Annotated in this window: 18 protein-coding genes and 9 tRNA genes; 8 read left to right on the forward strand and 19 right to left on the reverse strand. The window is 38.7% G+C overall.

Annotated elements, in window-relative coordinates:
* Positions 1–464 precede the first annotated feature (464 nt).
* Both proB and AAGS61_RS08900 read left to right on the forward strand, forming a co-directional pair.
* A complete protein-coding gene (gene proB, locus AAGS61_RS08895; protein ID WP_391370292.1) occupies positions 465–1,550 on the forward strand; it encodes a glutamate 5-kinase in 1,086 nt (361 codons plus the stop codon).
* An 11-nt stretch (positions 1,551–1,561) separates the two neighbouring features.
* Positions 1,562–2,824: a glutamate-5-semialdehyde dehydrogenase gene (locus AAGS61_RS08900; RefSeq protein ID WP_391370295.1), complete on the forward strand. Its 1,263-nt coding sequence runs from the start codon at positions 1,562–1,564 to the stop codon at positions 2,822–2,824.
* A 32-nt stretch (positions 2,825–2,856) separates the two neighbouring features.
* Here the strand turns inward: AAGS61_RS08900 and AAGS61_RS08905 are convergent, their stop codons facing one another.
* Entirely contained in the window at positions 2,857–3,168 is a 312-nt protein-coding gene (locus AAGS61_RS08905; protein ID WP_391370298.1) for a hypothetical protein, read from the reverse strand.
* Positions 3,169–3,267: 99 nt separating this feature from the next.
* Here AAGS61_RS08905 and AAGS61_RS08910 point away from each other — a divergent pair, with 99 nt between their 5' ends.
* Complete coding sequence (locus AAGS61_RS08910) at positions 3,268–4,170, forward strand: DMT family transporter (RefSeq protein ID WP_391370301.1); 903 nt, start codon at positions 3,268–3,270, stop codon at positions 4,168–4,170.
* A gap of 169 nt (positions 4,171–4,339) precedes the next feature.
* Here the strand turns inward: AAGS61_RS08910 and AAGS61_RS08915 are convergent, their stop codons facing one another.
* Together AAGS61_RS08915 and AAGS61_RS08920 are read right to left on the reverse strand one after the other, a co-directional pair.
* Positions 4,340–4,552: a helix-turn-helix domain-containing protein gene (locus AAGS61_RS08915; RefSeq protein WP_391370304.1), complete on the reverse strand. Its 213-nt coding sequence runs from the start codon at positions 4,550–4,552 to the stop codon at positions 4,340–4,342.
* Positions 4,553–4,563: 11 nt separating this feature from the next.
* The gene (locus AAGS61_RS08920) at positions 4,564–5,202 is read right to left on the reverse strand and encodes a DUF2975 domain-containing protein (RefSeq protein WP_391370306.1); all 639 of its coding nucleotides are present in this window, start codon (positions 5,200–5,202) and stop codon (positions 4,564–4,566) included.
* Between the two features lie 153 nt (positions 5,203–5,355).
* Between AAGS61_RS08920 and AAGS61_RS08925 the strand changes: the two genes are divergently transcribed.
* From AAGS61_RS08925 to AAGS61_RS08935, 3 genes are all read left to right on the forward strand, one after another.
* Positions 5,356–6,060, forward strand: a complete 705-nt coding sequence (locus AAGS61_RS08925) for an ABC transporter ATP-binding protein (protein ID WP_391370309.1) — start codon at positions 5,356–5,358, stop codon at positions 6,058–6,060.
* Positions 6,048–6,788: a hypothetical protein gene (locus tag AAGS61_RS08930; RefSeq protein ID WP_391370312.1), complete on the forward strand. Its 741-nt coding sequence runs from the start codon at positions 6,048–6,050 to the stop codon at positions 6,786–6,788. Before AAGS61_RS08925 ends, AAGS61_RS08930 begins: the two co-directional genes overlap by 13 nt.
* A 125-nt stretch (positions 6,789–6,913) precedes the next feature.
* Complete coding sequence (locus tag AAGS61_RS08935; RefSeq protein ID WP_391370315.1) at positions 6,914–8,344, forward strand: bifunctional metallophosphatase/5'-nucleotidase; 1,431 nt, start codon at positions 6,914–6,916, stop codon at positions 8,342–8,344.
* Between the two features lie 49 nt (positions 8,345–8,393).
* Here AAGS61_RS08935 and AAGS61_RS08940 read toward each other — a convergent pair whose 3' ends face one another.
* A complete protein-coding gene (locus tag AAGS61_RS08940; RefSeq protein WP_391370317.1) occupies positions 8,394–9,908 on the reverse strand; it encodes a hypothetical protein in 1,515 nt (504 codons plus the stop codon).
* Entirely contained in the window at positions 9,901–10,428 is a 528-nt protein-coding gene (locus tag AAGS61_RS08945) for a sigma-70 family RNA polymerase sigma factor (RefSeq protein WP_391370320.1), read from the reverse strand. The genes AAGS61_RS08940 and AAGS61_RS08945 overlap by 8 nt, the downstream gene beginning before the upstream one ends.
* A 198-nt stretch (positions 10,429–10,626) precedes the next feature.
* On the opposite strand from AAGS61_RS08945, the gene AAGS61_RS08950 reads away from it, so the two are divergent.
* Entirely contained in the window at positions 10,627–11,469 is an 843-nt protein-coding gene (locus AAGS61_RS08950; protein WP_391370322.1) for a DegV family protein, read from the forward strand.
* A 104-nt stretch (positions 11,470–11,573) separates the two neighbouring features.
* On the opposite strand, the gene AAGS61_RS08955 is transcribed toward AAGS61_RS08950, so the two are convergent.
* The 5 genes from AAGS61_RS08955 to AAGS61_RS08975 form a co-directional block, all read right to left on the reverse strand.
* Complete coding sequence (locus AAGS61_RS08955) at positions 11,574–12,695, reverse strand: conserved virulence factor C family protein (protein WP_391370324.1); 1,122 nt, start codon at positions 12,693–12,695, stop codon at positions 11,574–11,576.
* A 12-nt stretch (positions 12,696–12,707) separates the two neighbouring features.
* A complete protein-coding gene (locus AAGS61_RS08960; RefSeq protein WP_391370327.1) occupies positions 12,708–14,594 on the reverse strand; it encodes an ABC-F family ATP-binding cassette domain-containing protein in 1,887 nt (628 codons plus the stop codon).
* Positions 14,595–15,249: 655 nt separating this feature from the next.
* On the reverse strand, positions 15,250–16,065 hold the full coding sequence (locus AAGS61_RS08965; RefSeq protein ID WP_391370330.1) for an alpha/beta fold hydrolase: 816 nt from the start codon (positions 16,063–16,065) through the stop codon (positions 15,250–15,252).
* Positions 16,066–16,488: 423 nt separating this feature from the next.
* Positions 16,489–17,388 (reverse strand): cation transporter, encoded by a 900-nt coding sequence (locus tag AAGS61_RS08970; RefSeq protein ID WP_391370332.1) that lies wholly within the window; start codon positions 17,386–17,388, stop codon positions 16,489–16,491.
* Between the two features lie 184 nt (positions 17,389–17,572).
* A complete protein-coding gene (locus AAGS61_RS08975; protein WP_391370335.1) occupies positions 17,573–18,202 on the reverse strand; it encodes an HD domain-containing protein in 630 nt (209 codons plus the stop codon).
* Positions 18,203–18,354: 152 nt separating this feature from the next.
* Here AAGS61_RS08975 and AAGS61_RS08980 point away from each other — a divergent pair, with 152 nt between their 5' ends.
* Positions 18,355–20,043 (forward strand): methyl-accepting chemotaxis protein, encoded by a 1,689-nt coding sequence (locus tag AAGS61_RS08980; protein ID WP_391370338.1) that lies wholly within the window; start codon positions 18,355–18,357, stop codon positions 20,041–20,043.
* A gap of 285 nt (positions 20,044–20,328) precedes the next feature.
* On the opposite strand, the gene AAGS61_RS08985 is transcribed toward AAGS61_RS08980, so the two are convergent.
* The 9 genes from AAGS61_RS08985 to AAGS61_RS09025 form a co-directional block, all read right to left on the reverse strand.
* Positions 20,329–20,400: transfer RNA gene (locus tag AAGS61_RS08985), tRNA-Glu, on the reverse strand.
* 1 nt (position 20,401) lies between these two features.
* Positions 20,402–20,476, reverse strand: a tRNA-Asn gene (locus AAGS61_RS08990).
* Between the two features lie 10 nt (positions 20,477–20,486).
* Positions 20,487–20,562: transfer RNA gene (locus tag AAGS61_RS08995), tRNA-Phe, on the reverse strand.
* 7 nt (positions 20,563–20,569) lie between these two features.
* Positions 20,570–20,645 (reverse strand) — tRNA-Asp (locus tag AAGS61_RS09000).
* Positions 20,646–20,655: 10 nt separating this feature from the next.
* Positions 20,656–20,729, reverse strand: a tRNA-Met gene (locus AAGS61_RS09005).
* Positions 20,730–20,748: 19 nt separating this feature from the next.
* Positions 20,749–20,824 (reverse strand) — tRNA-Ala (locus AAGS61_RS09010).
* 49 nt (positions 20,825–20,873) lie between these two features.
* Positions 20,874–20,962 (reverse strand) — tRNA-Leu (locus AAGS61_RS09015).
* Positions 20,963–20,968: 6 nt separating this feature from the next.
* Positions 20,969–21,043 (reverse strand) — tRNA-Gly (locus AAGS61_RS09020).
* Between the two features lie 38 nt (positions 21,044–21,081).
* A tRNA-Lys gene (locus AAGS61_RS09025) sits at positions 21,082–21,157 on the reverse strand.
* Positions 21,158–21,199: the final 42 nt, after the last annotated feature.

The following is a 21,199-nucleotide window of genomic DNA, read 5'->3' on the forward strand; positions in this document are numbered from 1 at the left end:
TTCCTAGGTAATGTAAACGTACTGAAAAGCATAGACAATCTCAAAAAGGATTTTCTATAAAAAAAGAACGTAAAACGACTTTACTACTTGATTTTGCTTTATCGAATACGCTAATTCCCTATTATTTTTACGTTTTATATCCGTTTTATTTTTACAAATTCAAATACGCTGTTGACAAAAGTTCAATTGTCAGGCATTCTTATACACAAATAACCAAAAGCATAGCGAAGACTAGTAAGCGTGACTTAGCTGCATTAGAGAGCGACACCCATAGGCTGAAAGGTGCGTGCAGAAAAAGACGTCTGAACCTACTTCGACCAAGCTCCTAGCAAAACTAGGCGCCGACTCAGCGTTAAGAGAACAAGTGGAATGCAGTTGCATTCAATTTAGGTGGTACCACGGAAAGCGTTTTTCGTCCTATTAATTTAGGCGAAAAGCGCTTTTTTCTATTGGAGGAATTCATTATGGAGAGAAAACGAATTGTCGTCAAAATCGGAAGTAGCTCACTTACAAATGCAAAAGGTGAGATAGACTCCCAAAAGTTTATGGATCATATTGAAGCGATTGCCAAGTTAAAGCAGCAAGGTCACGATGTACTCCTTGTGTCATCAGGTGCTGTAGCAGCAGGGTTTCGTAAACTTGGCTATTCTTCTCGACCCGTTACAATCAAAGGCAAGCAAGCAGCTGCGGCTGTTGGTCAAAGTTTACTCATTGGCCGCTACACAGAAGCATTTAGCGAATATGATATGGTCGCTGCTCAAATCTTACTTACACGTCACGACTTTAGTGAAAAGAAGCGTTATAAAAACGCACATGCTACGTTTTCAGAACTTTTAGAACGTTCAATTTTACCAATTATTAATGAAAATGATACAGTATCAGTAGCTGAGCTCACATTTGGCGATAACGATATGCTATCTGCGCTTGTGAGTGGTTTAGTCCATGCCGATCAACTCATTATCTTAACGGATGTCAATGGTTTGTATGACGCAAACCCATTAAAAAACCCTGATGCTAAACGCATCGACCACATCGAAGAGATTACAGATGAAATGCTCGGCTTTGCTTCTGGTGCTGGCTCAAAAGTCGGGACAGGCGGGATGCAGTCCAAGCTTTTGGCAGCCAAATATGCGATGAATGCGGGTGTGAAAGTATTTATTGGAAATGGTGCTGGTGAAGATAAGCTCATGACTATTTTAGATGGACATGGGGACGGCACATACTTTGAAAGTAAATGTTGCACAATTTTGCCCATGAATAAGCAATGGTTAACCCTTACGGAAGTGAGTGGGAAGTTATTCATTGATGAAGGTGCCGTAAAAGCGTTAACGACGGGTGGGAAATCCCTTCTTCCTGCAGGTATTTATGCATTGGAAGGACATTTCGATAAAGGAGACGTCGTGGAAGTATATGACCGCCACGTATTAATTGGTCGTGGTGAAACATTATACTCCAGTGAAACAATTGAAAAAGTAATGGGGAAACGAACAGATGAACTTGACGAACCAATTGAAGTCGTCATTCATCGTAATAATTGGATTCAAGCTTAAGGAGGAATATGATGAGTACAATCGTGGAGAATGAAGTAATTGAAAAAGGAAAGCGCGCGAAAGTAGCGAGCTTTACAATGAATACAAAATCAACAGCTGAAAAAAATGAAGCGTTGCTAGCTATTGCTGATCAACTGTTAGAAGATCAAGCTATCATTATCGAAGAAAACAAAAAAGATTTACAAGACGGGAAAGAATCAGGTTTACCAACTTCAACACTTGACCGCATTATGTTAAATGAAGAACGTATTCAAGCAATGAGCGATGCCATTCGCCTACTTGTTGATTTACCAGATCCAGTTGGCGAAGTATTAGAAGAGATTACAAAAGAAAACGACTTAAAAATCGTAAAAAAACGCGTACCACTTGGTGTAATTGGGATGATTTATGAAGCGCGCCCAAACGTAACAATTGACGCGGCTACCCTATCGTTAAAAACAAGTAATGCGGTACTGCTTCGTGGTTCTTCATCAGCGAAGTATTCGAATATTGCGCTTGTTGCTTCCATCCATCGTGCATTAGAAAAAGTTGGCTTCCCACAAGATGCGGTCTTACTAATCGAAGACACATCGCGTGAAACAGCGAAAACATTATTCAACTTAAACGACTACTTAGACGTACTCATTCCACGCGGTGGTAAAGGCTTAATCGATTTAGTTGTACGTGAAGCAAGTGTACCTGTACTAGAAACAGGTGCTGGAAACTGTCACGTATTTGTCGATGCATCAGCTAAATACGACATGACAACAAAAATCATCTTAAATGCTAAAACACAGCGCCCTTCTGTCTGTAACGCAGCAGAAAGCTTACTATTACACCAAGATTTCTTTACTGAACATGGGGAAGCACTGTTAGCTACATTATCGGATGCTGGCATTAAGATTTACGGGGACGAAAAAGTATGTAGTGCCCTGCCAACTGCCTTAAAAGCAACAGAAGAACATTATGCTGAAGAATTTTTAGACTTAACATTAAGTGCTAAAGTGGTAGATTCTGTTGAAGAAGCGATTTTACACATTAACAAATATGGTACAAACCATTCAGAGGCAATCGTTACGGAAGATGCACACCATGCAGCGATGTTCTTAAATTCGATTGATGCAGCGGCTGTGTACCATAATGCCTCGACTCGTTTTACGGACGGTTTTGAGTTTGGTTACGGTGCTGAAATTGGCATTTCAACACAAAAATTACATGCGCGCGGTCCAATGGGCTTACCTGCGTTAACATCAACAAAATACTACGTGTACGGCGAAGGTCAAACACGCGGATAGCAAAAAACGTAAGAATCTCATTCTGCAGATTCTTACGTTTTTCTCTGTTCCTCTACCTTCAGTAAATACGGTAATAGTAGTTGAATGAGTAGTAGCGCCACACCTACGCTTATCATTACCCAGACTACTTTAAAAATCCATGAAAAAAATTCAATATGTATCAAATGGGCCATATATTTACCTGGCCCCATTATTAATCCTACCGCCACATACAGTGACAACAAATACAACCACGCGAGCCCCATTTGACGAAAAAACGATAATCTGTTAATCGTTTCTCTATGTTCAATCGATTTAAGCATTATAATCATCGTTACATAGGCAAATGAAATGATTGGTCCCAACAATATGTCCCCCTCCTACGAGTATAGTTTAACACGCCATTTCCCTAAATTACCAAAAGCCTATGTTTCTCTTTACGTGAATTTGTTATATTGATATACATGGGGGGAACAATTTTGAATATCGCAGCAATGATTAAATTAACGATTTCGATGGCTATTTTCGGCTCTATCGGCTTTTTCACGATACATACAGGTATTCCTGCTGTTGAACTTGTCTTTGTACGGTGTATTTGTGCCACACTTTTCCTAGGCGGCATGTGGCTTGCTACCGGTGGACATAAAACAGAAAAATGGGCGAAAAAAGAAGTAGGTAAAACGCTTCTTTGTGGCATTTTTATCGTGTTGAATTGGGTATTTTTATTTAAGGCTTTCGAAGAGATGTCCATTTCGATTGCCATATCAATCTATAATTTAGCGCCTATTTTTGTCTTAATATTAGGGGCTGTATTACTTGCTGAGAGAATGACAATCGGTGCTATTTGTGCAACGGTTGTATGCTTTATCGGTAGTATTTTCATCATTGGCATCAACAATTTCACATCACTTGATAGCTTTTTTGGCTCTGGGTTTGTATGGGCACTTCTTTCAGCCGTTTTTTATGCTTTAACGATGTTTACGAGTAAAACCATTACCGGCTTATCCTCTTATGCCCTAACATTTATCCAAACGATTGTTGGTATTTTTATGTTAGCACCATTTTGTGACTTCACGCTATTTGACGGGCTGACAACATCAAACTGGCTCTACATTTTAGGAACAGGCTTAATTCATACTGGGTTTGTGTATTACCTATTCTTTGATAGCATCCGCAATCTTTCAACGATTGTCGTGTCAGTACTCGTATTCGTTGATCCGGTTGTCGCGATTTTGCTGGACGTCGTACTTTTATCATTCCGTCCAACATCACTCCAAGTGTTTGGTATTTTACTAATTTTCGGTGCCATTTTATATACAATATATCAACCACAACAAAAGGTCGTTGTAGTAGATCAGCAAACATAGACTCACGTTAAAGCATGTCTTATTATTTAGGGCATGCTTTTTTGTTTGAGTAATTTTTTTGTTTTGCTCGGATAGCTAATCGTTTTGCTCGTTCCGAATTTTTCTCATTCAATTATTATAAATAAAAAGAGCATTGCCACAAAATAGCAATGCCCTTGTCTGTTATCCTCTATTCATCCTCTTCAACATACTCTAAAATATCGCCCGGCTGACAGTTGAGTGCCTTACAAATGGCATTCAGCGTGGAAAAACGGACAGCTTTTACTTTTCCTGTTTTTAAGTTTGATAAGTTGACGATGGAAACGTCTACTTTTTCTGCCAGTTCACTTAGTTGCATTTTTCTATCTGCAAGCATGCGGTCTAATCGAATAATGATGGTCATACGTTCACTTCCTATACTGTGGCATCATATTCTTCTTGTAAAAATGAGCCATATTTAAAGATTCGGCTAATCGTCCAAACTACTAAACCACATAATAGCATACTCCAGTGAATACCGAAAATTTGATAGTTCACCGATTCAATCCAATCTGTTTGTTCGAACTGCAATTGCAATTGAAATAATGTACTAATCGCATAAATGACATAAGCTTGCATCGAATGAATGGTTAAACTTAATACGACAATTGTATACCCGATATACGCCATTCGTTTACTATTAGCTACAGAAAATACCTCTCCTTTTACGATACCTTTTAACATATTTTTCACTAAAAACACGATAAAAGTAACCATCGTTATGTTAAATAAAGATAGAATGAATATCCATAATACAGTCGATTTATCGTACACGAAGTTTTGAATAGCTGACTGATTCAAGGCTATTTCTAGCCCAGAAATATGAAGCGTAGCAGACAGTTGCCCCTTCTCCATCACATTCATCACACTTTCAGCAGGTATAACCCCTACTACAATACTTAATCCAATAAACACGACCATCGATAAACAGAGCATCACAAATAAAAAAGTAAATAAAACATGTAATCCTTTTATAACTGCTTGAAATTCTTTTTTCTTAATACTTTGTTCCATTTCAGCTCTCCCCTTCCTACTAATAGGATACCCTTTATCTTAATCCTTTTCAATAATTATTTAACGTTTATCATTAAAAATTTATTGATTTAATTTAAAAACCATTTTATAGTAGCAGTATCCGGATAATTTCAATACAAAGGAGGAGTTTAAGTGGAAAACATACTTTCAATCGAAAATATGTCAAAACATTTCAGAGGGAAACAAGTATTACAAGGTATTTCTTTTTCATTACACTCAGGTGAAATTGTCGGACTACTAGGAGCAAATGGCGCTGGAAAAAGTACATGTATGAAGGTGATTGCAGGGCTTTATAAAGCAACAGAAGGAAAAGTATCTTTATTACACCATGAACCATTTACTGAATGGGGACATTTATACAATCAAGTAGGTATTTTATTGGAGCCTTCTATCCCGTTACATGTAACAGGTATTGAATTTTTAAAACAAATTGCTTGTCTAAAAAATGATCACACAACTGACCTTCAAGCATTACTTGTGACGTGTGGACTAGCACAAGCTGGAGGGAAAAAAGTAAAACATTATTCATTCGGCATGAAACAGCGGCTCGGATTAGCTGCAGCGCTGATTGGGAACCCGCGCTTTCTTATGCTAGATGAGCCTTTTGTTGGCTTAGATCCGATTGGCATTCGCGATTTACAGCAACTTCTTCAACAGTTAGCTACACAAGGGATTACGATTTTGCTATCTAGCCATCAGTTAGCTGAAATAGAAACTATAACAGAACGAATCCTTTTCTTACATGATGGAAAAGTTTTACACGATATCCCGAATGGACCAAATGTTAATTTAAAAGCATTATTTGAAGAAAATGAGGTGGCACAATGCGTGAAATAAAAGTAGAACTGAGGAAACAATTTTTACAACCATATTTTTATTTAGCTTGGTTTATTCTCAATGGGATTATGGCTTTTCTCAGCTATCAGTTATGTAATGAAGGGGCTATTGTACGAATTGAAGGTTCAGAAAACGTTACTTATGATGAAATCATGACCTCTATAATTATTTTAGCCCACCAAGTCGGTTTAGTTGCGGTAGTCCTTGCCCTATTATGTTGGCAAACATTCGGCAAAGAAGCCGATCAGCGTTATATGACTTGTTATGTATTATCTACACGCAACAAATGGACGTATATTTTCGCCAAAGTCGCTGTTGTCACATTTAGCTTTACACTCATTATCATTTGTACAATCGCCACAATGATGGGCATTTATGAATTGTTACAGCCCGCTCACCTTTCTTTTGCGCTAAATGGACATACTTGGCTCACAATAATTCAGCAAGTAGCTGTCGTTATTTTATGTGGCATGATGTTTATTTCTTTAACAGCGGTTATTAGTCTGCGTTTTGGCGTCATCGGCGTGCTATTTACTACAGTTGGTTTAGCCATTGTATCGAGTATTTTCAGCCAAAATCTATATATAAAAGATTTTATTCCACTGAACCTTTTAACGATTTCTGAATCACAATCCTTTTTCCAACATGCTGGGTTACTTACGCTCTACATTTTCATTTGTTTAGTCGGATTACGTTTCTACACAAAGCATAAAGAAATAGCTGTTTAATATCAGTTTGCGCACGGAACTACATAACATTAATGCAGTTCCGTGCATTTTAAACAAACACGATCACCACTATGTTAAATCCCCCTCCCATGATACGATAGTAAAAAAAGCTAGGAGTATTTATCGTGATTACTATTTGTGTGACAAGTGATGTACACGGTCGCTTAGATCGTTTGGAACAGATAGCAAAAGAAATCGAGCACATTCAACCAGACATTCTGATCGATAATGGGGACTTCTTAATCGGAAGCTTAACGACCTATTATTATGACTGGATTCAACCAGCGCCTCACCCGATGCTGGCACTTGCCAATAAACTCAGCTATGACGCCGCCATCTTTGGCAATCATGAATTTAATTATCCGATTAGCTCTATTCAGGAGATGCGCAATCAATGTCATTTCCCTTGGATTGCAGGTAACATCGGGGACTTTGCAAAACCGTATATAGTAAAACATGTAAAAGGGAAAAAAGTGGCCATCGTTGGGGTTGTTACACATTTCACCCCACTTTGGGATGAGCAGCACTATACACAGGAACTCACATTTTCAAACGCGTATTCAGCGGCATGCTACTGGGTTCATTATGTAAAAGAAATGGAGCAAGCGGATATCATCATACTAAGCTATCATGGTGGCTTTACACGTGACCCAGAAACGAATTGGTTATACGCAGCGGATACAGGGGAAAATGAGGCCAATCAAATGCTTACGATCCCCGGGGTCGATGTACTGATTACAGGACATCAACATTTAGAAATCCACACTATTGTAAACGGGATTCCTGTGCTACAACCAGGGGCTAATGGACGCTGTTTCGGAATGATTCACTATGACATCCTGGGGCATCAACATGAAGTGCAGTTACACTATGTAGAGCATCTATCAGTATCTTATCCAGCGCCTATCCGTAACTGGCTTTCTCAAACAATCGGCTTTACCGAAGAAGATTTTACATACGAAGGCTACCTTTCATCACAATTACATAACATTCCTTATGTGGATTTACTACATGAAATCCAGCTTTCTACAACTGGGGCTGACCTTTCTGTCGTGGAGTTGTTCTATCATGAAAAAGGAGGCTTTACTGGGGCTATTACGAACGAAGATATACTAAAAAATTATTCACGCGCGAATACGTTAAAAGTATTGCAGTTAACAGGGGCTGATATTAAAGAGGCACTCGAGCAATGCGCGGCTGTTTTTGCGGTAAATACACAAGGTGAAATCGACTTTAGCTTAAACGTTTACCCGCATACGATTCAGCCATATGTGTATGATTTCTGGGGAGGGCTTGACTATGAGCTTGCCATTAATCAACCTGTCGGGGAGCGTGTAACGAAGTTTTCGTATAAAGGACAGCCAATCACGAAAGACATGGCATTTAAAGTCGTGATGAATAGCTACCGCGCGACCGGAACCGAATTTTCAATGTTTCGTGAAAAACCCGTTCTATTTGAAACAACAGAAATCGTTCCTGAAATCATCAGAAACTTCGTCAAACAGCATTCACCGCTACCACTTTATACACACGGTACATTTCAAGTCATTTACTAAAAAATAACGCCGAGAAGAACCGCCTTCTCCGCGTTATTATAAAAGTCATCTAAAATACAGTCGATTTAAACTTCACTTTCCAGCCATCATTTCGCACCATTTCCCAAGTAAATAGCTCCTCGTCACTCGTATTACTTTTTACGATTAATAGGCTACTATCTTCATTGAACGTCGATTTTCTGATCATATATGCGTAATAGCGAATAAACGAGTTTAAATTCTCATGCTTAATTTCATTAAAATAATTCACCATATGCTCATACGAAATGCCTTCCGTTAATAAATGAGCGGTTTGATAATCTGCCTGTAGCAATGCATATAGTTGAATTCTCGCTACTTCTTGCGGGGAAGCGTCTGCTAAAATCGCCGCTCCTTCTTGTTTCACCTTTTTATACACTTCTACTTCTGCAGCTGACCATTTCTCATCGACACTAGCAATGGAATAGCCAAGTACTTTACCTAAAATTCGATCTTTCTGAATATAACCACGCACCCCATCGCTGAGCCAGTTATCTGGATAGACGAATAATTCATCTTCCCCCATGACACCGTAATCAATCGATTGATCAACTTGGTAGTCTACATCTCCTTTAGCTCTAGCCCAGCCATACGGTTCAAGAATCCCCATATCATTCATTATTATTGAGCTTTCCTGTACCTTAATTGAAACCTCATGGGAACTCATATCATTTGTCGCTTGAATACGAACAACTTCCGGACCATCTGCGCCTTCAACTAACACGACATCTGGATAGTTTATCGGATTTTTTGTGTAATAATCTGGATCAATGACAATATCAAACTCCGTATATTCTTCACCATATACATGCATTGTATCTTTCGTATAACGGAGGGCATAGTCATCTCCTACGAGGGCATAAACAATAGGTGGCTCCAGTGAGGCTTCACTAAAGTTATACTGCGTAATACGCTTTTTCTCGCCATTCTTTACAGTATAAACAGGTGTTCCGCGGGAGTTGGCAAACGTCACCCATACACGGTCGCCATCAATAGTATACGTCTTCACTTCCTGATCTCCGACGAATATCGATTCTACACCATTCCCTAAAACACCAGCCAACATAACGTTCCTTTCCTGCATATAATCCGTATACCTAGCACCTAGGCGCTCCTCATCTACTTCCCTTGTCCCTCGAAAACCAACAGCACCGGATAAGCCGAATGTCCACTTCCCATTTTCAAACGTCATATGTTGAAAATAGTAAACATCCCCCTCCTCTTGCTCATAAATCCCGATAATAATCGCATCATTATTTCGTTCAAATGGGAGCTCAACATGTTTTATATCCACTTCCATATGATTGCGCTGTTCCTTTAAAAATTGTTCATATTCGTCAATAGCACTTGCTTTTGTAAAATTATCATTCGACTGGAATCCGTTGATCGCAAAAAATAAGCAAATCGCGGCAATACTTGCAACAATGAGTGATGGCATCCAATTTCGCCTCTTTTTCGGCACAGCTTGTATGACCCTCTCTTTTCGCTCGTCTGATAAACGTAACTGCCCAAAAATTTGCCGTTGCTCGCCTTTAAACTTATTCATGTGAAAGTACCTCCCACTCTGTATCGTCTAGTCGTTCCTTTAACATGCCGCGCGCTCGCCTCAGCCTTGTTTTGACCGTATTTTCAGACACCCCCAAAAGCTCCGCCATGACCGCTGTCGTAAATTCTTCATAATAAAACAGTAGTATGACTTCCCTATACATGACAGGTAATCGTAACACATGCTTTGTCAGTTCTGTTTGTTCAATAGAGGCAATAATCCTCGCTTCGATCCCTTTTTCTTGGTCTGGCAGTCGCTTTAATAAAGCTCTTGAAAAAATTTGCTTTTTATTTTTCCAGCTACGTAAATAGTCGTGGCATGTATTAATCGTAATGCGCGTTAAATATGTTTTAATCGATGCTTCTTCTCGAAATTGATTGGCCGCTTTGAAGTATTTAATAAAGCTCTCTTGTACTAAATCTTCCGCTGTCGCCCAATTTTTAACGTACATATAACTAATCTGCAATAAGTACCCGCTGTATGTATCCATGACATCATTCATTTCTCGATTTGAAAGCACACCCTCACCTCTTTTCTCACCGCTTAGACGGGATAGATATAGGAATAGTTTCATTATTTTTACTATTATTCAATTCTACTTGATTACATTATTTCATATAGATAGAAAGGCATAATTTCCAGCATAAATGATACATGTAAATTGACATCTCGTTTATATTTTTTACAATGAATAGTATACATATAGGAGGCGATGGATTTGAAAATTTTCACTGATAGCGGATGTGACCTACCAAAAAGCTTTTATGAAGAACAAAACGTCACACTATTTCCGTTACGTGTCCACCTAAATGGACAAGAATATGATGATGTATACGGAATCGAACCTGCAGAGATTTATAAAGCCATTGCGGCTGGTGCACAGCCTAAAACATCACAAGTGTCTCCCGAAGTGTTTTACGAAGCATTTGAACAAATCGCTCAAAACAATGAAGAAGCCATTTACATTGCCTTTTCTTCACAATTATCAGGTACATGTCAAACAGCGATGATGATACGAAATGAGTTATTAGAAACATATCCAAACTTAAAATTAGCGATTATTGATACGAAATGTGCTTCGCTAGGACATGGGTTTGTTGTGACAGAAGCGGTGAGACTACGGGACGCCGAAAAATCGTTCGATGAAATCGTAACAAGTATTTCTACGTATACTCATTCGATTGAACATTTATTTACAGTAGCCGATTTAGACTATCTCGCAAAAGGCGGTCGGGTCTCTAAAACGAGTGCCTTTGTTGGTGGCTTACTGAGCATTAAACCGATTTTAAACGTAGAAGACGGAAAGCTCATTCCATTAGAAAAAGTACGCGGACATAAAAAGGCGATTAATCGTATGATTGATTTGATGGTAGAGCGTGGCGGTGATTTTTCAAATAAAGTCGTTGGCTTATCCCATAGCAACGATGAACAGCTGCTAGCAGATGTTAAACGTGTCATTGAAGAGCGATTACAGCCAAAGTCGATTGAGGTCACAACAATCGGTGCAGTCATCGGTTCACATGTCGGCTTAGGCACGATTGCGATTTTCTTTACTAAATAATTTAAAAATGCGTCTCACCTAAAATAGTCGGAGACGCTGTATTTTCTTATGTGCACAAAAAGCTTGATGGGGTCCATCAAGCTTTTGTCATATTTTTCACTACTTTATAAACGTGCATCCGTCATTTGCTTCCAAACAGAGCCCTTTGCTTCTTCGCCTTGTTGGATACGAGCAATGGCCATTTTCACTTGTAACTTTACCTCAAATTCCGCATCATTTTCTGCTTCCTGTAGCGCTGGTAAACAAGCTTCCGTGCCACTTTCGTATAAATACATCGCTGCACGCCAACGAACTAGTTTATTTTTATCTTGTAATGCTTCAATCATTGCTGGCTCAAATTGTTCGAAACCAAGGTCACTCATACAGTCACCTGCTGTACGGCGAACAGCTGCACTTTTATCTTGTAGTGCTTTCGTTAAAGCTGGCACGACCGCTACATCTTCAATCATCCCCAGATATACGGTAGCTAAACGACGAATCGCCATTTGCTCGTCCTCTAAAGCGAGTGTTAATAACGGGATATCTGCTACCTCTGGATCTGGCATTTGGTCAAGCAACTGGAAACGCTGTTGCCAATCAGCCTGTGATGTAAATAATTCTGCCGTCACTTGTTGTTTTTCTAGTGATTGTACTTTTTGGCTTGCGTTCGTTGCTTCCACAATCGATTTTACACGCTCTTCTGGATAGGTCGCATGTACTTCCTGTAAAACGGCTTGTGCAATGTCTGCTTTTTCCCCATAGCGAACACCGTAATCAATCCATTTACGTTGATAAATATAGTTTTCATCTGCTGGTTTTACATTGATTGCATGAAACGCTTCTGTAAAACGCTCGCCTGTTGCAATACGGCTTTCTGACTCATTATCAAACACTTTAATTTGAAGCGGAATCCCTTTATATACTTGGACATGTACATATACTTCACCAAAATGATCGTTTACTGTTGCACCTGTTTCAGTATTTACATCGGTCTCCCCTAACGCTACACGTATACCTGATAAAATCTGTTCCCATGCAAATTTTGCATTTCGTTCGACTGCTAGGAAGTTAGCGACATGATAAACACCTTTTACACCTTCTACTTGAAAAATAGCTTGGATTTCAGCAGGTGCCCCTGCACTTGTTTCTTTTGTATAGTTATAGCTTTTGCCAAAAGGTAAATCTTGATCAATGACAATTTTCATGGAATTAGGACTCGGTGTTGGTTCAATCGTGATAATTTTCATCTTACTCTCTCCTTATCCGTTGACGATTTCTTCTAAGTAGCTCCAACGTTCAATTAAATATTCATATTGGGCGTTTAATTCATCGAGTTTTGCTGTTAGTTCTTGCAATTTCGTAAAGTCCGCGCCTGCTGTAGAAATGCCTTCTTCTGTTTGCATAATTTCTTCTTCTACATTAGCGATTGTATCTGCAATCGTTTCCCATTCTTTTTGCTCTTTAAAGCTTAACTTTTTCTTCTCTTGTTTTGGCTTTTCTTGCTTCGGTTTTTCTTGCTTCATTTCTTTTACTTCAAGCTTGTCTTGCTCCGCTTTTTTCATTAAATAGTCTGTGTAAACATCTAGGCTTTCTTCAACACGGCCTTTGCCGTCTAAAATCCATAGCTTTTTCGCAATACGATCGAGGAAGAAGCGGTCGTGGGAAATCGTTATGACAACACCTGGGAAATGTTCAATAAAGTCTTCTAATACACCGAGTGTTTCAATATCTAGATCGTTTGTTGGCTCGTCTAGTAGTAATACGTTTGGCTGCTCCATTAACAACCGCAGTAAATGAAGGCGTTTGCGTTCACCACCCGATAATTTGCTAATCGGTGTACCATGTGTATGTAGCGGGAATAAAAAGCGCTCGAGCATTTGTGCCGCTGAATAGCGTACGCCTTCTGCATCGGTAATATCATTCGATGCCTCGCGAATGTATTCAATCATGCGCTCATTTTCATTCATTTTAGGAAGCACCTGTTTGAAGTGTAATCGTTTGACTGTAGACCCAACGAATACTTCACCTACATCTGGTTCTAGCTCACCTGCTAAAATATTTAGCAGTGTCGATTTTCCATATCCGTTTGCCCCAATGATGCCGATACGGTCCCCTTGCTGTAACAGGAAGCTAAAATCTTTTAAAATAACACGCTCGCCAAACGCCTTTGAAATGTTTTCAGCTTCTAACACTTTGCGCCCTAAACGTGTTGTAGCAAGTGCCAGTTCTAAATTTGCATCATCATTCGAACGATCAATCGATTTATCTAACTCGTCAAAACGTTGAATACGTGCTTTTTGTTTCGTTGTACGTGCTTTTGCGCCACGACGAATCCATTTCAACTCGGAACGATAACGATTACGTAGTTTCGCTTGTGTGGCCGCATTCATTTCCTCACGTATCGCGCGCGCTTCTAAATAGTCTGCATAATTTCCGATATGACGATATAACGTTTGGTCGGCAAGCTCATAAATATGTGTGGCGATTTCATCTAAAAAGTAACGGTCGTGGGTAATGAAAATAACCGCGCCTTTTAAACGAGACACCATTTCTTGTAACCATTCCGTTGACTCAATGTCTAAGTGGTTCGTCGGCTCGTCCAATAAATACAAGTCTGCTGGTTCAATTAATACTTTCGCTAAAGCAACGCGTTTTTGTTGCCCACCGGATAATTTCGTCACTTCAGCATCAAACATATCGATCCCTAACTTAGTTAGCGCTTGTTTTGCTAAAGCATTGACATCCCATGCCTGTTCAGCATCCATTTTTTGTTGTAAAGTGAATAGCTTATTTTGCAAGCTTTCTGATTGTGGATTTTGACTAAGCGCAACAACCGCTTCCTCGTATTCACGGTTTAACTGAAGTGTCGGTGCATCCCCGCTAAATACCGCCTGTAGTACCGTCTCTCCTTCTTTAAACATCGGATCCTGCTCTAGATAGGCAATCCGATATTTATTCGGGTGATCGAGTGTCATCGAATCGGCATCTTGCATACCTGCTAAAATGGATAATAACGTCGATTTACCTGTCCCATTAATCCCGATTAACCCTGCACGGTCCCCTTCCGTAATCGTAAACTCAATATTTTTAAATAGCGTTTTATCGCCTACTGTTTTCGTTAAATGATTAACAATTAAATGACTCATACAATCCCGTCTCTTTCATTTTTTAGCTGTTGTAAAAACATGATCATACAACAGTCTTTATGTAACCCCTTTAGTATCAAGGTTTTAATTATTTACTATTATAATCTATTTTGTCTATTAGCGCATATATAAGCGTGGATTTAGAAGTAGTTAGAGGCGGGTGTATGAGAGTTAATATATAAAATATTATATATAGAAAAAATCAAGCCACTTAAATCCCCATACAACGGGGATAATTAAGTAGCTTTAAAATTATATCGATAAGTTTCAAAATATCATTAATTAAACTTTCAAGCGTGTTGATTTACCTTTTATTGTTAATAGAATCGTTTGAAAAAGTTGATTTCCGCTCCATTCGGCTCGCTTTCCACGGGCATAGCCTCAGCCTCCTCGTCGCTCGTACCTCGGTGCTCCTGTCGCTACGCTTTCGTTGCAGAAAAACATTGCTATTCCCGTAGGAGTCTCGCCGATTCTGCTGCAATCAACTGGCAAGTCATTTTTGATCACATTTTACCGAAAAAACACGCTTCTATATAGGAAATATTTTGATAATGAACACACCTGTTAAAGTTTGTTCAATTACATATCATCATAGCAAGGCTTTCTTATTTTAAACAGACACTCTATTTCACTAAATCTCGATATGTATAACTAATTATGCATTACTAAAATCGATAAATGTTAAAATAGAATTGGTTAATTTATCTGGACATTCTTCCATTAATACATGACCATAGTTTTCAAACTTTTCTACTTTCGCATTTGGCAAAGCATCCTCATAAGACGCAAAAACATCGTGAGGAACGAGCTTGTCATTTGTTCCGTAGATTAATAATACCGGCATATTTAACTCCCCAACTCTTTGTGAAATGACTCCTGTATCATTATCAGCAAGTGTTTTCGTGATTACAAAAGGTATATTAGGATCAGAGTAAGGTTTCGTCCAACCTTCCAATAAGTCTGGGGTAAATTTTTCCAGTGGAAGCCCTAGCATACGTGCCATCATTTTGGCATTCGGTGGACGTTTTAGCATTTGCTTAAACATCCCATTTAACCATCCTCTTTTAGCTAAGTTCTGGACAAATGAATTGACTCCTTTTCGAAACCCATCAGGAGCCACAAGTGTTAGGCTTTTTACAAGTTCTGGTGCTTTTAAAGCTATATGAACACATACTTCCCCTCCCATTGAATGCCCTACTAAATGTACAGGCGAAACCTTGAGTTTCATTAGAGTTTCTATCATCCTATCGGCATGTGCTTCTTTGCTATATTCAGCATTAATAGGTTTATCGCTTTCCCCAGCACCAAGCAGATCTGGAATGTAAACATTATAACGTTCAGATATACTCGGATATACATTTCGCCAACAAAAATGATACGAAGCCGTTCCATGAATTAGAACAACCGGCGGGCCACTTCCCTCACTAAACACAAAAATATTACCGGCATTAAGGGAAACATATTGATTCAATGAAATCACTCCTTTAAATGAATGCTTTAGCACTAAAAAATTAGTATCTTCAATTATATAGGGATTGATCAAAACCATTCACTTAAATTATCCTATATTTTACATTTAAGGTAAATGTATTTAGGTGAATGATAAGATTTTCATTTGATATTTGTAACAACATGGACAATTGTTTAATTTATAACTTTCTCTTCTTCTAAACTATTAATAGAAAGTTAGGAACTTTAGTTTAGTTAATAAATCTACTTCACTTGGCAGTAGATACATAATGATAAAATAAATAATTGTCCAAATAAAAAATAAAAGAAGAGCTCTATCATCTGATAAAAGCCCTCCTAGCCATTCTTTTTATCTCTAAATTATGCTTCGTCACTTAGTATATCGTGTCTTTTCGCTAACGCTACATCTATTTAATCGGCCAAATCAATCGGAATCATTCGCGACAATTAACTCACAAACGCAATGCTCATATTGCTTCGCTAACGCCTTGTTTACCTCATCAGTCGCTTTATGTAGCACTTTAATTTCTAAAAACTCTTCTTGTACATGAAAATATATCGCTACCCACATTCTACGCCCCGTACGTGTTACATCATAAAATACTGCCTCTAACCCGTTCTCTGTTAAAATATCTCTACAAATGTCTTTAATCGTATCCATGGTTTCTTGTTCTGGTGAAAACAGGAATAGATCTTTAATCGCTCTCAATATCATTTTAATTGCCTCTGGTAGCATAAATAAAATAATAAATAACGCAATGATTTGATCAAAATATGGGGAAAGGATATCTAATCTCGTTCCTTCAAAAAACGTAGAGGCAAAAAAGGCTACCCCCATTCCTAAACTATACGCAACATCTATTTTCCAGCCATAAATTTCAGCTGTAATAATGGGTGACGAAAGGGAACGATTCATACGCTGCATGACAACTAATACAATAAGACTCGCAACGGCAATGATAAACTGGAAAATCGAAATTAAGCCACCATCAACTTGATTTCCTCCTGAAAGTACCACTTCTACACTTTTAGCAGATAAACCAAGCGTTACAGAAATCATCATAAACCCTTTAATAATTACTAAAATGGACTCCACTTGAGCATAGCCAAAGGGATGTTTTTCCGAAATAGGACGATGGAACAGTGGCATTAGGAATAATGTTAAGCCAATCATTAATAATTCGGAAGCGTCGTATGCTGCATCCATTAATACAGATTGCGAGCTTGTATAAATCGCAATCAAAAATTCAAACACAACAAATAATATGCCGGTCCATAATGATAATAATAAAATTTTCTTTTCTATCTTTTCACCTTTTTGCATATCTTTCATTTCTCATTATTGATATTTGTTCGTACATTAAAAATAAGAAACACAACCTCCCTGTCACTATTTTAATTCAATGCGAATTCCAGTAGCAAAGTTTTACCCTTAGGCAACATGATGTTAGGAAATAAGCGCTATAAGTTATCACACAATAAGGAAAATAAAAGGAAAGCCTGTTATTTTAGGCTTTCCCTCCTACTTCATTTTTTAACTGCTCTAAAAAGGATTCCATAAATGCATGGCGCTCTTTGGCCATTTGTTTCCCTTTTGCTGTGACCATTAAGTCTTTTAATAATAGTAGCTTCTCATAAAAATGTGTAACAGATGCTGTTGATTTCGTACGATACTCTTCAATAGACATATTTGTACGAGCTTCTTCTGCATCGTCGTACAGCTTGCGTCCTTTTGCTCCACCATATGCAAATGTTCGTGCAATCCCAATAGCACCAATTGCATCTAAACGGTCCGCATCACGCACAATCTTTGCCTCAATTGTTTTTGCCTCTAATTCATTGCCACCGTTAAATGAGACGGAAGCAATAATATCCCGAATATAAACACGTTGCTCTTCTGTTAAATCCAGTGCATGTAAAATTCGCTCTTCCGCTTCTTTCGTTTCCGTATATTTCGCATCGCTGACATCATGTAACAGCACGGCTAAACGCACTAATTCACTATTTGCACTAGGCTCTGTCGTAAGAATCATCTCTGCATTTTTATACACACGCTCAATATGTTGAAAATCATGACTCGCATCCATTTTTTCATAAATACTTTTAACTAATGTCATGCACTTCGAAATATTATCCATTTTATTGCGACCGCCTTTTTATTGAATTTACTTTTTATAAAGAAAAATGAAAATATTCCAAAAAATACATGTTATAATGGAATTATCATTCAATGATATGTATTTTACCATGTTATCTACTCAAATAGAGAACAAATAGAGAGGGGATTTCAATGATTAGAAACGCAAAATCTATTAAAGTGAAAATTATTTTAAGTTTTCTTGTTTTTTTACTATGTACGTGGATATACAGCTCTTATAGTTATTTTCAAAATGAAAAATTTATGGAAAATACAGAAAAAATTATTACTGATGATACGAAAATACTATCTATAGGATACCAATTATCACAATCTATTGACTCTCGCTTAGCTGCGGCGAGGAACTATATTTTAATGGGTGACCCAACTTACAAAGAAACATTTAATAGCCATACTGACCAAGCTTCTACTATTCAAAAGGAAATAGAGCAATATGCTAATGTCCAAGCAGTTCAACAAATCGTTACAGCGGAAAAGAAATGGAGCACAACCATCCAAAAAGAACTTTTTTTACTTTTTGATCAAGGAAATATAACGAATGCTACTGCATTATTAGCTACACTTGAGGAGCAAGGGACTACAATTCGTAATGAATACCAACTATTTGCACAATCAAAAGCTTTGGAGATTGAAGAAAAAGGTCGCTCTGTATCAAAAGATACAAGTTCAACCAAAACTGTCCTACAGATCATTTCGTATAGCATGACCATTATAGCTATTGTACTTGCACTGTATCTTTCACGGTTAATCTCTAAACCGATTGCTCTTTTAACAAATCGAATGGAAAGCATTGCAAATGGTGAACTCAATCATCCCCCTTTAGACGTTACGACAAATGATGAATTAGCGCGTTTGACGATTTCTACAAACAAAATGAATGCGCAATTACAACAAATCATTATTAAAGTCCAAGAAGGTGCAACAGCTGTTACTGAAAGCAGTAAGAACTTAAACGTATCTGCCTCTGAAATAACAAGTGGTATGATGCAAACATCAGCTGCAATCGAACAAATTGCAAACGGCACAGATGTTCAAGCTACAGCCGCAAGTGATTTACGAACAACGATGCAAGCATTTTCACACAATGTAGATAGCGCGAACCAAAATAGCTTAAAAGTACTAAGTCATTCAGAAAGTGTACAAACCATGACAAATGACGGACAAAATTTAATGAACGCTACGGAACAGCAAATGCAAAAAATTGATGGGATTGTAAAACAAGCTGTTGAACGTGTTGAAGGATTAAATAGCCAGACACGTGAAATTACACAACTCGTACAAGTGATTACGGAAATTGCAGACCAGACGAATCTATTAGCATTGAATGCCGCCATAGAAGCCGCACGTGCTGGTGAACAAGGGAAAGGATTTGCTGTTGTAGCCGATGAAGTACGGAAATTAGCTGAACAAGTAAGCCATTCTGTGTCAAACATTTCTACAATCGTACACGCTATCCAAAATGAAACTCAAATTGTAACCCACTCTTTACTAGAAGGTTATGAGGAAGTAAAAAAAGGGTCTCAACATACCCATATTTCGAATGAAACATATCGTAATATTTCTGTCGCTGTTTTAGAAATGGTCTCAAATATTCGAACGGTCACAGAAAACTTACAGCATATCGCAAGTAACACGAACCAAATTGATAGTGCGATTGAAAATATTGCTGCCGTATCTGAACAATCTGCTGCAAGCTCACAACAAACAGCTGCAACTATCGAAGAAGTAACAAGTTCAATGGAAACCGCAACACAAAATGCTTATCAATTAAATGAAACAGCTAATCACTTACAATCTGTTGTTGAGCAATTTAAGTTGTAACACTAAAAGGGAAATCTAGCGTAATCAAAAAAGGGTTGTTTTATTAGCACAAGCTAATAGGACAATCCTTTCATATTATAATGGTCCTATTTTATACCGCACCCTTTATTCCTAACGAATCAGGACCACCTGTACTATTACACTCTAACTCTTTCCATAAGCGTTAGCTACTCCTTCGTCTCCCTGCTCTACATATCATATTCTCTCATTCCTTTTAAAGGAAAAATAAAATAAGCAGAGAAAATGTAATATTTTCTCTGCTTATTTTATTAATACTTATTAAGATGACCCGTACGGGATTCGAACCCGTGTTACCGCCGTGAAAGGGCGGTGTCTTAACCACTTGACCAACGGGCCATGGCTCCGAAGGTAGGACTCGAACCTACGACCAACCGGTTAACAGCCGGTTGCTCTACCACTGAGCTACTTCGGAATAATATATATGGTGGGTCAGGACGGAATCGAACCGCCGACACTTAGAGCTTCAATCTAATGCTCTACCAACTGAGCTACTGACCCATATAAATGGCGGTCCCGACCGGGATCGAACCGGCGATCTCCTGCGTGACAGGCAGGCATGTTAACCGCTACACCACGGGACCATTTATATAATGGCGGCAGAGGGGATCGAACCCCCGACCTTACGGGTATGAACCGTACGCTCTAGCCAGCTGAGCTACGCCGCCAAAATGTTTAAATAATATTTGGTGGAGCCTAGCGGGATCGAACCGCTGACCTCCTGCGTGCAAGGCAGGCGCTCTCCCAGCTGAGCTAAGGCCCCAAATAAATAAAAATTAGTATTTTAGTTTACTTAATTATAAATACTAAACTGGTGCCGAGGACCGGAATCGAACCGGTACGGTAGTCACCTACCGCAGGATTTTAAGTCCTGTGCGTCTGCCAGTTCCGCCACCCCGGCACATGTTGGAGCGGAAGACGGGGTTCGAACCCGCGACCCCCACCTTGGCAAGGTGGTGTTCTACCACTGAACTACTTCCGCAATATGTGCTTAAATATGTATATAATGCTTTATTTAAATGGTGAGCCATGAAGGACTCGAACCTTCGACCCTCTGATTAAAAGTCAGATGCTCTACCGACTGAGCTAATGGCTCGGAAATGGCTGGGGTACTAGGATTCGAACCTAGGCATGACGG

This window comes from Lysinibacillus sp. KU-BSD001 (assembly GCF_042920265.1).
Lineage (GTDB): Bacteria > Bacillota > Bacilli > Bacillales_A > Planococcaceae > Lysinibacillus_B.